The 14,050-nt window shown below is 59.0% G+C and carries 12 protein-coding genes and 6 pseudogenes; 15 read left to right on the top strand and 3 right to left on the bottom strand.

Going from position 1 to position 14,050, the window contains the following annotated elements; all coding sequences use genetic code 11:
- Positions 1-210 precede the first annotated feature (210 nt).
- The 4 genes and pseudogenes from QSV46_RS37125 to QSV46_RS37140 form a co-directional block, all read left to right on the top strand.
- Positions 211-306, top strand: a pseudogene (locus QSV46_RS37125) (hypothetical protein); the annotation flags it as partial.
- A gap of 42 nt (positions 307-348) precedes the next feature.
- Positions 349-597, top strand: coding sequence for an IS66 family transposase zinc-finger binding domain-containing protein (locus QSV46_RS37130; RefSeq protein WP_314963549.1), 249 nt, complete (start codon positions 349-351; stop codon positions 595-597).
- A 253-nt stretch (positions 598-850) separates the two neighbouring features.
- Positions 851-1,180 (top strand): transposase, encoded by a 330-nt coding sequence (locus tag QSV46_RS37135; RefSeq protein ID WP_314963572.1) that lies wholly within the window; start codon positions 851-853, stop codon positions 1,178-1,180.
- 57 nt (positions 1,181-1,237) lie between these two features.
- Positions 1,238-1,399, top strand: a complete 162-nt coding sequence (locus tag QSV46_RS37140; RefSeq protein WP_314963574.1) for a transposase domain-containing protein — start codon at positions 1,238-1,240, stop codon at positions 1,397-1,399.
- On the opposite strand, the gene QSV46_RS37145 is transcribed toward QSV46_RS37140, so the two are convergent.
- A complete protein-coding gene (locus QSV46_RS37145; RefSeq protein ID WP_314963552.1) occupies positions 1,323-1,748 on the bottom strand; it encodes a hypothetical protein in 426 nt (141 codons plus the stop codon). The two genes, QSV46_RS37140 and QSV46_RS37145, sit on opposite strands and share 77 nt — an antisense overlap.
- A 171-nt stretch (positions 1,749-1,919) precedes the next feature.
- Here QSV46_RS37145 and QSV46_RS37150 point away from each other — a divergent pair.
- From QSV46_RS37150 to QSV46_RS41545, 5 genes and pseudogenes are all read left to right on the top strand, one after another.
- Positions 1,920-2,044 (top strand): annotated as a pseudogene (locus QSV46_RS37150) (IS3 family transposase); the annotation flags it as partial.
- Between the two features lie 144 nt (positions 2,045-2,188).
- Complete coding sequence (locus tag QSV46_RS37155; RefSeq protein ID WP_314963555.1) at positions 2,189-2,950, top strand: CmcI family methyltransferase; 762 nt, start codon at positions 2,189-2,191, stop codon at positions 2,948-2,950.
- A 184-nt stretch (positions 2,951-3,134) separates the two neighbouring features.
- On the top strand, positions 3,135-3,983 hold the full coding sequence (locus tag QSV46_RS37160) for an MlrC C-terminal domain-containing protein (protein WP_314963556.1): 849 nt from the start codon (positions 3,135-3,137) through the stop codon (positions 3,981-3,983).
- A gap of 630 nt (positions 3,984-4,613) precedes the next feature.
- Positions 4,614-4,949 carry a hypothetical protein gene (locus QSV46_RS37165; RefSeq protein ID WP_314963559.1) on the top strand — a complete coding sequence of 112 codons (336 nt, stop codon included), beginning with the start codon at positions 4,614-4,616 and terminating at the stop codon, positions 4,947-4,949.
- Positions 4,874-5,278, top strand: a complete 405-nt coding sequence (locus tag QSV46_RS41545) for a transposase (RefSeq protein WP_409997263.1) — start codon at positions 4,874-4,876, stop codon at positions 5,276-5,278. Before QSV46_RS37165 ends, QSV46_RS41545 begins: the two co-directional genes overlap by 76 nt.
- Positions 5,279-5,425: 147 nt before the next feature.
- On the opposite strand, the gene QSV46_RS41550 is transcribed toward QSV46_RS41545, so the two are convergent.
- Positions 5,426-5,887, bottom strand: a complete 462-nt coding sequence (locus QSV46_RS41550) for a transposase (RefSeq protein WP_409997264.1) — start codon at positions 5,885-5,887, stop codon at positions 5,426-5,428.
- A gap of 743 nt (positions 5,888-6,630) precedes the next feature.
- Here QSV46_RS41550 and QSV46_RS37170 point away from each other — a divergent pair.
- The 6 genes and pseudogenes from QSV46_RS37170 to QSV46_RS37195 all read left to right on the top strand — a co-directional run bounded on the left by QSV46_RS37170 (position 6,631) and on the right by QSV46_RS37195 (position 12,426).
- Positions 6,631-7,635 carry an alpha/beta hydrolase gene (locus QSV46_RS37170; RefSeq protein WP_314963561.1) on the top strand — a complete coding sequence of 335 codons (1,005 nt, stop codon included), beginning with the start codon at positions 6,631-6,633 and terminating at the stop codon, positions 7,633-7,635.
- 152 nt (positions 7,636-7,787) lie between these two features.
- Positions 7,788-8,647, top strand: a pseudogene (locus QSV46_RS37175) (tyrosine-type recombinase/integrase).
- Positions 8,648-8,670: 23 nt separating this feature from the next.
- Positions 8,671-9,815, top strand: a pseudogene (locus QSV46_RS37180) (transposase).
- A gap of 379 nt (positions 9,816-10,194) precedes the next feature.
- Positions 10,195-10,419 (top strand): annotated as a pseudogene (locus tag QSV46_RS37185) (transposase); the annotation flags it as partial.
- Positions 10,420-10,564: 145 nt separating this feature from the next.
- Entirely contained in the window at positions 10,565-10,768 is a 204-nt protein-coding gene (locus QSV46_RS37190) for a hypothetical protein (protein WP_314963563.1), read from the top strand.
- Positions 10,769-11,198: 430 nt separating this feature from the next.
- A pseudogene (locus tag QSV46_RS37195) lies at positions 11,199-12,426 on the top strand (transposase).
- Between the two features lie 241 nt (positions 12,427-12,667).
- On the opposite strand, the gene QSV46_RS37200 reads toward QSV46_RS37195, so the two are convergent.
- Positions 12,668-13,720, bottom strand: a complete 1,053-nt coding sequence (locus QSV46_RS37200) for a KamA family radical SAM protein (protein ID WP_314963566.1) — start codon at positions 13,718-13,720, stop codon at positions 12,668-12,670.
- Positions 13,721-14,050: the final 330 nt, after the last annotated feature.

The raw sequence follows: 14,050 nt of genomic DNA on the forward strand, positions 1-14,050 counted from the left end.
ATCCAGCATTGCTCCGACAAACCGTGATTGGCTGTCGTCAAGGCTTGCGGTGTTGTCGGCGGAATGCAGCACGCTTTCGGCCGAGCGTGATGCGGCGATCGCCCAACGCGACGCTGCGGTTCAGGAGAACGACAAGCTCCTGATGATCGTATCCCAGTTCAAGCGCGCGATCTTTTCGGTCCCCGCTCCGAGACACTGAAGGCCGGACAGCTGCCTCTCTTCACCATCACGGCACAGGCGGCTCGTGCCGCGGCCAAGGACGGCGTAACCGGAGGCAGGCTGCCTGATGGAGCGGAGGGCCGTGGAAAGCGACCGGCGCGACGCAACCGGGGGAAGCTTCCGGAGCATTTGCCGCGCATCGATGTCGTAATCGACATCGATAGCCACATCTGCCCTTGCTGCGGCGAGCGGCTGCACAAGATCGGGGAGACCGTCAAGGAAACCTTCGACGTCATTCCGATGCAGTACCGGGCCAAGCGCATTGTGCGTCCGCGGTATGGCTGCCGGGGGCGCCGCCAAGGTGTGATGCAGGCACCTGCGCCGGCTCAGGCGATCGATGGCGGGATGGTGACGGAAGCCTTGCTGGCCCACATCTGATGGTGAAATAAGGCTGCCAGTTGCCGCTGTATCGGCAGGAACAGATGTTCGCCGCGCAAGGCATCACGCTCGAAGGATGGGCCGCGCCCCTGGTGGCTGAAGCCGCTTCACACGCCGTTGCGCGACACAGTGAAGTGACCGTCCGTGGAGCGGCCCCGGCCCCGCCGGCGACCACGGCATCCAGCAGGTCGATGGCTATGGCCGCCTACAAGGGCCTGATTAAGAACGGCGGCCATCTGGTGCAGTTGGCGTTCTGGCGTTCGCGCATGCGCGGCGGAAGTTCTGGGACGTTCACGTCGCGATCAAGTCGCCCATTGCCGCGGAAGCGCTGCAAGGGATCGCGATGTTCTACGCCATCGAGGACCGCATCCGCGGTCTGCCGGCGGCGCATCGGGCTGCAGGTGCGGCAGACCGTCACCAGGCCGTTGATCGAGGAATTCAAACCCTGGCTCGATGCGCGAAGTTCGGTCTAGGCAAAGCCATCCGCTACACCCTCAACAATTGGGGCGGCTTGACGCGCTTGATCGACGACGGACGCATCGAAATAGACGCCGATACGGCCGAGCGCAGCATCAAGCGATAGGCCTGGGAAAGAAGAACTGCTTGTTGCGCTGAGACATGGATCATTCTCGCCTCGCCCATCAACTCGGCAAAGCTGCAAGACATTGATCCGCGGCACTATCTGACCGGTGTTCTCGAGCGCATCGTCTCTGGACGTACCAAGATCAATCAGCTGCACATGCCGTTGCCGTGGAATTGGAAGGCCGAGCGCGATGGTTCGGAGGCAAAGCTCGCCGCCTGATCAGTTCGACGGCAGGGCATCTGGAACTTCCTGCGCCATCGTTGGTGTCGTCATAGACCTCCTCGCGGATCACGCGGAGCGTCGCCTCTTGCAGATAGGCTTGCAGCGCACTCTCCAGCTCAGTGAACTCCGGCAGCCGCCCCAGTGACGCGCGGATCATCACGGTGTTGCCTCGCTGGCGGTGATAACGAAACCGCCGCAGCCCGCGGCGAGGACAGAGCGCCAAAAACAGGTGCCGGCACCATCGGTCGGGAACTGAGAATTGCTGTTCGATCGGTGGATCGTGGCGAGCGAGTTCCTCGAGCTGGGCACGCATCCGCCGCAAGGCGCTCACCAGCAGTTCCGGCACCCACGAACAACGTCTCGATCTCGAAGCTTCTCGCAGCTGCGACTCGCTGGTCATTTGATGCCCCGTTGCCCGCTCCAGCCAGCCATCACCCCATCACCGTGCAACGGCAACGTCAATCACCCCGACAGCGCAATCAAGGCCGCGCACGGTGATCCTCCCATGACGCTTACGTTCGATGAGAGCTTCCGGGTCTACGGCGTGCTTAGGTCTGGCGGCAGCTCAAGCGCAAAGGCTTCGATGTTGCCCGTTGCACGGTCTCGCGACTGATGCGGGATATGGGTTTGCAAGGGGTTATGATCGCGTGTGATCAGGATCTGCTCTAGCCCTATTTAATTTGGTAGCTGCCCAAGCGCATTAGCTAGTGGTTTAGTTTGGTTCGACTTTGGGGGGCATCGAGCTGCCTTCTAAGAGGCAAAGACGCGCAATACGGAGATGGACCTATGAAACTCGATTTCGGATACAAAGCTTTTTGGGAGACCGCAAACAAGAACTACCCCGATCAATTAAGGCCGTGGGGCCCCCTCGATGTGGGAATCGCAATAAGCAACGTCTTGAATGCTGACCATTCCGACCGCTTTGCAAAGCCGTCGAAACGAGGATGGATGTCGTCTCTTCATCCAAAAATTTTTCCCAATCGCTCCACAAAAGTCGGAGCCTTAGCGCTGACGTACAAAGGGTTAATGAATGTCAAGACCCCGTTTGATTTGGCTCTGTATACGAGGCTCATTTGGGAAATTCAGCCGAGGACAATTCTAGAGCTTGGTTCACTTCAGGGCGGCAGCGGATTGTGGTTTGCCGATCATATGTCGGTGCTTTGTGAAAATCCAGGTGAAGTTCACTCGTTTGATTGGAACAGCAAATGTATCCATGAAAATGCAAGACATCCACTTCTTACCTTTCATCAGGTTGACCTTTCCGACGTTGCTAATTTCGATGAGAACCTATTGATGAGGCTACCTCATCCCTGGCTTGTGATCGATGACGCCCATGTGCAAATATTTTCGATGTTTTCTTACCTGAACCGTTTTCTAGCATCAGGAGACTACTATGTGATTGAAGACAATCCTATGAACGCAGATAAAGAGATTATGGATGGCTTGCAGTTGATCGAGCAGTCAGGATTGTTAATCGATACCTATTACACGGATGCCTTTGGCAGCAATCTCACTTGTGCTCCAAATGCATGGCTTCGAAAGTCATAAGCTGGGTCAGTGCGCTGCGGACTGGAAGACTGTTGTGGTCATTGTTGCGTGGTCTGGAGGGGGATTGGTACGCAAGTCGTGAGAACGTCAAGCGGGCTCATGGGCCTTGCGCCTCGCGCGCAGGGCCAGCCCCTCTTTCGCTTGGCGACGCTCTAGAAGCGGCTTTCCGCCGCCACTGCCGCTGATGCGCAGCTTCGTCGACCGTATCAAGATGATAGAGGGAAACGAGGGGGTGCTCTCGATCTCGATCGGTCATGGCTTTTCTCATGGCGACGTGCCGGAGGCGTCGAGTCGCGTACTCGTCATTATGGACAAGGATAAAGCTACGGGCGACGCGCTCGCCACCAAAATCGGCGAGGAACTAGTTTCGATGCGCGGCAAGACTGCGCCGCCATTTTATTCCGTCGATGGCGGGATCGACGCCGCCCTTAAATTCGACGACGCGCCAGTCGTCATGGCGGATTCGGCCGACAACGCCGGCGCAGGTGCGCCTTCCGACAATACGACCATCCTGCGCCGCCTCATCGAGCGCGGAATCGAGGGTGCCGCAGTCGGGCCTGTCTGGGATGCGATCTCGGTCGGACTCTGCTTCGACGCAGGTGCGAGCGCCCAGTTCCCACTCCGTTTTGGTGGAAAGATCGGTCCCGCTTCGGGCAGGCCGATCGATGCCACGGTGACTGTAGTCGGGCTCAGGCGGGATTGCTCGCAGAACTCGCCGTTCGGGCGGTCGGTGCTCGGCGACTGCGCTGCGGTGCGGGTGGGCGGTGTCGAGGTCGTGCTATGCAGTATTCGCACACAGGCTTTTGGGCCGGAGCTTTTCCGTAACGTCGGCATTGACCCGCTCGCCCGAAAGATAGTGGTCGTCAAATCGAGCAACCATTTCATTGCAGGGTATGGCCCGATTGCTAAGAAGGTAATTTATGTAGAAAGCGACGGTCTTTTTGGCAGCGATTACCGCAAATATCCCTACACGCGTGTCAACCGACCGATTTGGCCGCTCGACGAGGAGACCAGGCCTGGCCTCATCCTTTAACCAATAATGGTACCTTACCCGAATTCGGTCAGCCGAGGCCGCAGGAAGCTGGCTGGTAATGACCTAGATGACCGATTCCATGAACTTGGTAGTGATGGAACGGGACGCTTGTTTGTGGATTCCTCGTTTTGCATTGACTGAACGAGGAGCTTCATGATGGCGGGATGGCGGCAAGCGGTCGAGTTGGCGATGAGCGATGAGGAGATTGAAAGGTTGACGGCTCTTTCGCGGTCGAGGACCGAACCGGCGCGCCGGGTGTCGCAGGTCGCGATGCTGCTTGCCTACCGCGAGACTCCGTCGTTCTTTTGCGGTGGGACAGAGACTTGGCGCCCATCATCAGACGGTCCAGCGCTGCGTCCAGGGGGCGGCGGCCGATGGCGCGCAGGCGGCGCTCGACGAGCGCCCGCGACCGGGCAAGCAGCCGGTGCACGCCGGCGGCCAAGGCCTGGCTGGTGTCTCTGGCGTGCGACAAGGCCAGGGAGCATAGTTATCCGCACGAGTTGTGGACGACGCAGCTGTTACCCCCATGCCCGCGGGCACGGACCAGAGGCCGGACATGAATGTCTCGTCCGCCTAGTTCAGGGCACGGCGTGCAAGCTTCTCGGTCAGGAGGAAATCAAGCCGCACAAAGTGCGCTACTATCTTGAAAACCGCTACGCCGAGTTCGAGCAGAAGATGGCGGAGGTTCTGTATGTCTATCGCGAGGTCCAGATCCTGAAGAAAGCCGCCCGGTCGAAGACGTCGGACAAACCGGTAGCGATCGTCTCCTACGATGAAAAGCCGGGGATACAGGCCATTGCGACGACAGCGCCGGATCTGCCGCCAGTGCCAGGCGTGCATGCGACCTTCGCGCGCATCACGAGTACAAACGTCACGGCACGCTCAGCCTGTTGGCGGGGATTGACCAGCTCACCGGGAAGGTCCACGCGCTGGTCAAAGAGCGCCACCGCGGCCGAGAGTTCATAGAATTCCTCAAGCTCCTTGATGCCGCTTGTCCGGCCAGGACCGCCATGAAGTTGATCGTCGATAATCATTCCGCGCACACATCGAGAGAAAGCAGAGCCTGGCTCGATACACGACCGGCACGCCGGTTCCAGTTTACCTTCACGCCCAAGCACGGCTCCTGGCTCAACCTCATCGAGGGCAGTTCGCCCGCTCCGTCCTGCGTCACATCCGGGTTACATCAAAGTATGAACTCAAAGAGCGCATCATGGCCGGAATCGACGACGTCAATCGTCATCCCGTCATCCATACCTGGTCCTACAAACTCGCCGACGCCGCCTGATATGATTTGAACCAAGAAAACGCTGATCTAGTCCATGCAGCGCGGGCCGGTTGCCAGGGGCCCAAATCAAGGTAGTCGGCACGATCCGACCACGTAAGGCACGCCCGCTCAGTCATGCCAGCACGCAGCTGAGGGTCCCTGCCGTAGGCAGCATCCATCAACGCGACGCCGCGCGGCAGGCTGGCCTCGCAGGCCTAGCGGATCTGCTGCAGTGCAATCTGTGCCCTGGTCTTGAACTTGATCTGCTTCGGCACGCCTGCCTTCTTCTGCCCTGCACAGCTCTTGGTCCATTCCTGCGGCAGAGTAGTTGGCGATCGACAGCGACAGCACGACTGGCAATTGACCTGCCTTGCCGAGTTGGCCGCAATATTGGTGGTGCACGCCGACCGAGTGCTTGCCCTCCTCGGGGAAACGAGGCGTCGTCGATGATCCACGCCTCGATCGGTCCATTCTTCTCGACCGATGGCAGCACCATCTCGCGCACCTTGGCCAGTACGTCCTCGTCCGACCAGGCAGCGTCGCGGATAAAATGCAGCAGCAACTGATGCTTTGCCGACATCCTCGCCGGAGCCGTCCGCGTGGCCATCGGCTCCACCCTCTTGCGTTCCCTAGGTAGCATCAGCCCCGTGCAATAGTCGCGCAGCGGCCTACTCCGCTCCGCGACCGATCACGCTTCCAAGGCCGGCTACATGCTCCGCGAACCTTGCTTCGCTCTGATCGAGATCCATCTGGCCCTCCACTGCCAAAATTGGATCTCCTTAGTTAATAGATTGTCAGTCCCAATGACCGCGACCGCCTGACTCGGTGTTAGCGCGCAGCTTGCGACGGCCGATGGGCGCGCCAATTGATGAAAGCGGCTGCAAACCGCAAACGTGGAAGCGAGCCTGGATGTCGAGTGCCACATAGATTCCCGGGACACTCGACATACTACCAGCGTTAGTAGGTATGTTGTTCGCCATTTTCAGGTAAGTGACTGGAGCCGTTTTGCAGAGAGGCGTACTGCAACATACCGGCCGCGGAGACAGCGTCGAATGTTCAGGCTGCCACCTCCAGAAATTCCGCAATCTGAGAGAAGCGTGCTTGTTCACGTATCATTTGCTTTGCGGAGGAGATGACCATGGGCAGAGTAATCAGGAAGTGGCGTGAAATGCAGAATTTCGAAGCTCCTAGAACCAAGGACCCGCTCGCACTCACGTTGGTTCCTGCTACTTTCAATCGAGCGCTCCATTACACTGTTATATTAATCGGCGCCTGGACGACAGGCCACGATATCTCGGCCTCGATCAATATGTGCTTGCGATTTTGTCGGAAGAAGACGATGCAAGTCGGCGCCAATCCATTTGGAAATGAAAGGATTGGAACGTGAACACCTCCTCTTATTATGCGAAGACGGCAGATTGGCGAAGTCATTTGGTGAAAGTCGAGGACTTTATGGTCCCGGCTCATGACGCAGCCATCGAACTCTATGTCAGAAACAAACATTTAGCTTCGATGCACGAGTGGCAAGCTGAGCGTACCGTGCTGTGCATTCATGGGTCGACATATCCCGGGCATGCATTGTACGACACCCCGCTTGAGGGTTTTTCATGGATGGACTACTTAGCTGGACACGGCTACGACGTTTACGTTCTCGACATTCGCGGTTACGGAAAATCAACTCGTCCCGCTGAGATGTTAGACGATCCGAACGATAACTCCGCGATTGTAGATGGTGAAACAGGCGTCCGCGACGTTTCGGCGGCTGTGGATTTCATTCTCGCCCGCCGGCAAATATCACGGCTCTGCCTGATCGGGTGGTCGTGGGGCGCAAGCTTAGCCGGACGCTATACGGCAGAGAATCCAGAGAAGGTCGATCGACTGGTGCTTCTCGGGCCAATGTGGTTTCAGGTGCCCGTGACGCTGGACCCATTTCCTCGGAAGATTCCAGCTTATCGCATTGTGAAGCGAGACCGCGCGCTCGCTCGATGGCTCCAGGGCGTTCCAGATCACAAGCGAGAACTAATTTTGCCCCCGGCCTGGAGCCAGGCCGTGTTGGATGCTATTTGGTCGAGCGACCCGCTTGGTGCGAGAGCTGATCCGCCCTTCATCCGAGTTCCTAATGGTCACTATTTGGACTGGCGAAACTTTTGGTCAGCGGGAAGGCCCTTTTACGATCCTGGCAAAATTCTAACTCCCGTTCTTCTGGTTCAGGCCGAATGGGACGTCGAAACGCCACCCTATATGGCACGCACATTGTTTCCGCTTTTGGCCAACTCGCGAGGTAAGCAATACATCTGTTTCGGTGAGGGCACACACCTTCCACTGTTTGAACGGAACCGTTTGAATGTATTCGCGGCCATTCAAACATTTCTGGAGGGACTCCATTGACGAGCGCAATAGAGCGGGATGGGGTCAGGCTGAATCGATTTGCGATTGAACGAACCCGCTGCCGCGCCGTGAGGAGTAAGGTGGCGTAGATCGCCTCCTGGCTGAGAGGATGTGGGTGTTGGAGCCCATCCTCGTCAGACAGGAGTATCGAGATGGCCGATTTGAGCCCTCTTCACCGCCGCATGATCGAAGACATGACCGTCCGCAATCTGTCGCCGGCGACGCAACGATCTTACATCAGCGCGGTTTCGAAGTTCAGCCGCTGTTTTGGCCGATCGCCTGACCGGTTAGAGCTGGAAGACGTCCGCGCCTTCCAGGTGCATCTGGTCTCGACCGGCATCTCATCGCCAGCGCTGAACCAGATCGCCTGTGCGCTCCGGCTTTTCTACGGCGTTACGCTCGGCGAGGCGCTCATCCCGGAGCGCATTCCCTATGCGCGAGAACCGCGCAAGCTGCCGGTCGTTCTCAGCGCCGAAGAAGTGGTTTAGTTCCTCGAGGCCGTGTCCAGCCTGAAAGCCGCGCCGGGCTCACCACGGCCTATGCGGCCGGGGTCAGGGCCTCCGAAGTCGCGGGACTGCGGATCGAAGACATCGACAGCGCCCGCGGCGTCATCCAGGTGCGCCACGGCAGGGGCGCGAAGGCTCGCAACGTGATGCTGTCGCCCCAGCTGCTGTGCATCCTGCGCACCCACTGGCGGCTCGCCCGGCCGCGGCTTTATCTGTTCCCTGGTCGTGACGAAGATCATCCGATCGATCAGACCGTGTTGCAGGCCGCCTGTCGGTCGGCGGTGAAGGCTGCGGGCCTGACCAAGCGCGTCCCCCTCCACACACTGCGCCACAGCTTCGCCACGCATCTTCTCGAGAACGAAACGGATATCCGGATCATCCTGGTCTTGCTTGGGCACAATAATTTGTCGTCGGCAGCGCGCTACACGCAGGTCGCCACCGATACGATCCGGGCGACGCAGAGCCCGCTCGATCGCCTGTCGCTGGAGGTGACGCCACCTGGATGATCCGCGGCGGCGCGATGCGGGTGATGATCCGCCCCGACAGCCGCGCCAACAGGCCCGCCATCGAGATTGCCGATATTCTGCGCGGGCATGGCGACACCTATCGCCGTGTACATGCCGGTCATCTCGGTCGGGTCGAGCGACACGTGATGAGCGCAATCGTGGGGTGCCGGACCGAGGCGCTCGGCGGCCACATGGATGCTTGCGACGACTGCGGCACGACACGCCTCGCCTATAATTCCTGTCGCAACCGGCACTGTCCGAAGTGTCAGGGGCCAGCCCGGGCCGCGTGGCTCGCCGCGGGAGAAGCCGACCTGCTGCCGGTTCCCTATTTCCACGTCGTCTTCACACTGCCGGCTCCGATCGCCGCCTTTCAGAACAAGGCCATCGTTTATGCGATCCTGTTCAAAGCCGCCGCCGGGGGCAGGCGCTGACGCACCATCCCCACGTCCACTGCGTCGTGCCGGGCGGCGGCCTCTCGCCCGATAGCGCGCCGCGCTTGATCGCCAGCCGACCAAACTTCTTCCTGGCCGTCAAGCCGCTCGCCCGGCTGTTCAGACGCCTGTTCCTCGAACGTCTGACCGCTGCCTTCGACGCCGGCCCCCTGAACTTCTTCGGCGATCTCGCATCCCTGGCCGAGCCTGCTGCCTTCACAGCTCACCTCGTCGCCATGCGGCGCATCAGCTGGGTCGTCTACGCCAAACGGCCGTTCGGCGGCCCCGCGCAGGTGCTGGATCTCGGCCACTATACCCATCGCGTTGCAATAGCCAACAGCCGGCTCGTAGCCCTCGACCAGGATCACGTCGCCTTTACCTGGAAGGACTATCGCCAGAACGGCACGACAAAGATCATGAAGCTCAAGGCCGACGAGTTCATCCGCCGCTTCCTTCTTCACACGCTGCCCGATGGCTTCCATCGCATCCGCCACTTCGGCTTCATGGCCAACAGCCATCGCGCTGCCAAACTCGCCCTTTGCCGCAAACTTCTCGATCGTGAGCGGACAGCGCCAAACGATGGCGAGCCGTCGCCAGCGGAGTCGGACGCTCTGACGTGGCCCAAGGCTCCCGCCTGTCCTGAGTGTGGTGGCGTCATGCGCATCGTCGAGCGCTTTCGACGCAACTTCAACCGCTCCAGTCCTCAAACATTCCCGTTCCGGTGCGATACGTCGTGAGCCAAGTCATGCCGTGCACAACGATCGCCATTCGTCATTCCGCTCCCAGCGTCTCGATCATCGCGGACGCCGTCGAATCCGTGCTGCCACACGGCGCGACAACAGCCGTCCGATGCAGCAAAACGCCTGTCGTGATCTCCGACAAAGCGCGCCTGATCTCAACTCTTCCCCGATGCACACATCTCGCAGCTCTGCCTCACGTGCCGAGCCGGCAGACCGGGCCTTGCGATCTCCAACAATCCCCATAGCTGCAAAACCACGCATATCCGCCCGCGCCTTCGTTCAATCCGGCTTGAATGAGGTCGCATAACTGCGCATGCCGCGCCAGCGCGTGAGCGCGACCTCACAGAACCCTCCAGATTCCCGAATCGATTTTTCAATGATTGATGGGTGGTCGGCTCTTGGAAGGCTGACCATGGCGGAATGGGAAGGCGAACTCGAACGCCGGCTGAAGCCGTTCTTGGACCGCTTGGATCACAAGATTCCGCAACGGATGTGTCCACTGTACGTTGCGGGATTGATCGGCCCTGGCGATCGCAAGAGCGTTCAGCCGATGGCAGAACGCCATAGAACGGGCAATTACGATCGGCTGCACTATTTCATCGGTCAGATGGATCGACTTCGGCCCAACTTCCTCTCCTGCGTCAGATAGACTTGGTAGGCGCGGACATCGTCCGGCCCAAGCAACGCCGGCGACTTCACAAAACGGCCCGGCGAGCTGCGAAACCCGCAGCACATAGGAATCCTGCGTGAGCGGTGACAAGTTGCGGATCTGCATGTCATTTAGCATGGGTAACCGAAGCGGCATTGAAGGCTCCTTGGCAAAAGAACGAAAACTGCCCGAGGGCAGCAACGCCATCTTGCTCGAAGTAAAGCCTATGAACGCTGCAAATTACGCCTCATTATGGCACGTGAAAACAGTTGCAGTAGCTTCAACCGCCATCCGAGGATAGGCCACTCTCGCCGAGTGTTCTGCCGCGGAGCGGCTCCGTCCAACGCGAGAGGTGTTCACAATCACATATCAGCCGAGTCTTGTGATTTGTTCCGCAACTGGGAAGGCCGGCTGCCGCTGGTGAGGCGCCCGCACCACGGCAGGGGCGAGAAATTCTTCGTGGACTATGCCGGCGATATGGTGCCGGTTGAGGCAATCTCGATTCTGCATGTCTAATCAGGGAAGTAGCTCCGCTAAGCCATGAGATTCGGAATCGCCTGCACCTCACCGGTGGACTGCGTTTGACCAGCCAGGAAGCGGACGAGCACCACGATTTGCCCTGCGGCCATGCAGCTCCCGTCGCGGGATTGATTGGAATTGAAGATGGCCTAGTCCCCTGGGTGATCAACCTCGATCATGCGGCGTTGAAGCACCGGATCGAAGACCACGCCATGACCAGAAAAATCAGCAGTGTGACGGAGAGACGGCTCCCCAGCTTTTCGGGGTTCGATCCGATCGAAACGGCGGTGCGCAAACGAGCGCGGGAATTCTTTGAAGAATTGAGCCGCAGCGAGCTTGATGCGGCCTTTGCACGCCCGCGCTACGGACGCGGCATGAAGCCGGCCACGAGGGACGCCCGGCGTTATGGGGCATCCGCTGACCGGTAGCTTCGGACCGATTAAAATCGCAGTTCAGCGTGCCCGGCTCGACACCAGCGAGGGCGGGAGTTCCGAATGGAAGAGCCATTCGCCGCGGGCTTATCAGCGCCGCACGCGGGCCGCCGACGCGTTGATCGCCGGCTGGTACTGGCCGGCACCAACAGGCTGGCGTGTTCGGCGCGCGGTCACAGCCCTGTTCGGCGGCGCAGTCAGAAGACACCGTGAGCCGGTTCTGGCGTAAGGTGAAGAGCGACTGGGATGCGTGGAATGCCCGCTCTCTGTCCGAAGAGCCGATCGTGCGATTGATCCTCGACGGGCTCTGTGGTCTAGGTGCGACTCGACCGCAAGGTGAGCGCGATCTCGCTGTTGGTCTTGATTGGCGTGCGTGCGGACGGTCAGAAAGTGCTGCTCGCGATCAAGAGTATGGGCAACGAGAGCACCGAAGCCCGGCGCGCCGTGCTCGACGATCTCCTCCGGCGTGGGCTGCGGCGGCCCGAGTTCCTATCGTCAAGGGCCACCAGGGCTTGTGCTTGCGATGGCTGTCGTAGGGGATGGCATGCCGGTACAGCGCTGCACCGTCCACAAGCATTGCACCTCTTGGCACATGCGCCCGAACGGCTGCAGGGAGAGATCACCGCACACGACAATGACATGATCTACGCTGCGAGGCGCGAGGAGATCGAGGCGCGGCGCTAGGCCTTCATCCGCAAATGGGCGTCTCAAGCACACCAGCATCGCGCGGTGGACGACAGCCTGCGGGGAGCCGGCGACCGACACTTCACCTTCACGGGACTGCCGCTCAGTTAGTTTAAGAGCGCACGCAGGACGAATGCAATCGAGCGGCTGCACGAGGAGTTCAAGCGACTAATCAAGACGCAGATCGTGCTGCCATCGGCGGACACAGCGGCCATCTTCGGTCTGGGCTTTGCTCGCTTCCGGCCAGATCAACATGCGCAAGGCCAATGGCTGGCAAAAGCTCGTTACAAAGCCGATCGATCAGCCGATTGACCTCGCCGCGTGATCAGATAGCTTCACGATATCGGAGATTACGCCACTCCGGTTTCCAACCACATCCCGGACGGCACCGCCATCCACTCGGCTCGCACATACAAAGTGCACCCGGCCGCACGGAGGAATTCCAGCCCCGTGCCCGTAGCTAGCGGGAAAAGCACCCCCGTCGTGTGGCCCTGCGGAACTGAGGCGGCGGGGCCCGTATGCTCGGCGAACTATGGGCCGGCAATCAGCATTGCCTGCCCTTGATTTCATCCTTCGGGCAAATCGTCCAACCAGCAGGCAGTCTCAAGATGTGGTCGGGAAAAGATCTTTCCGATCTCTTCGGGAGCCTTGTTTTGATGATATCGCATATACACACGGCCATCGTCTCCCAAGTCGAGGATCTCGATCTTTCCTGTGTAATGGGACATGATGTATTTGAACGTTTTGTGTATGCCGCTGAGACGTTGATTGATGCCACGCACAATCTCGAGTCCGCGGCGCAGTGGAACCTGAAAGTGCGATGCGCCCTTCACTGGCCTGCCCTGAAATAGATAGTAGGGGCGCACTCCAATCTGGTGACATTTGGTAAAAGTCGCCGCCAAGATCTCTGGATCATCGTTGACTTTCGCGAGGAGCACGGACTGATTGAGTAACTGCACCTCCTGTGCGCGCAAGGAACGAATATTGCGCTCCGCATTGAGCGAAATTTCACCGATGTGATCGAAATGTGTGACGACTATTGCTGTCTTACCTGCTCGACGGATTCGTTGGAACAACGATTGTAGCGCGGAATCCTCAAACCGCTTCGGCTCATAGGCGAGCATCTTTGTGCCGAATCGAATTGAATCCAAATGTGCGATCGGCAGCAAATGATCAAGAATCTCATTGAGGTTTGCGGTGCTGAGCACGAACGGGTCGCCTCCAGATAGCAGCACATTCGTCATCTCAGGATGCCGACCAATATATTGCGCAACCTGACCGAAATCAGGTGCGATTTCATCGGATTTCTGGCCCACCATGCGCTTGCGAAAGCAATAGCGGCAATACGAAGCGCAACGATTCGTTACCAGCAATAACCCAGTCTGCGCGTACTTGTGCTGGAGACCGGGCACGACCGTATTAGCGTGCTCGCCGCTCGTATCTAAACTGCCAGCACGTTCGAACTCCTCGACTGACGGCTCCACAATGCGTCTGAGCTGCTGGTAGTAACCACCCTTGGTAATCTGTTCGCGATAGAATCTTGTGACATGATAAGGCGTGATGTTGTTGAACTGCAGTTCACCATCGGTAACGACTCGCGTCCCTTCGATGAATTTCATGATTTCCCCTCCAAGATGCAGCGAATCGTACGCTTGTCATTGCTGCACCTCGTTCCTATCGTGATGATCTGACGCCTAGGCAGCACGGCGAGCTACTCAATGAATTTACAGCATCAATAATGGACGGAAACCTAGCTATTGTGGTGGGGTATATATGAAGCTTCTGGAAGCGGTATTGGGGACGTAGCAGCATTCAACGGCTGACCTGGCACCGAGTATTTCCTCCAGAAAAGGGTCGTGGTCGAGTAGCGGGTGAAGTGCTCCCCAAAACTAGGCCAGCCGGCGCTGGAATTTGCCGGGGTTATGCTCATGCCGGCTGGGGCGCCGATG

This window comes from Bradyrhizobium cosmicum, from assembly GCF_032290525.1.
GTDB lineage: Bacteria > Pseudomonadota > Alphaproteobacteria > Rhizobiales > Xanthobacteraceae > Bradyrhizobium > Bradyrhizobium cosmicum_A.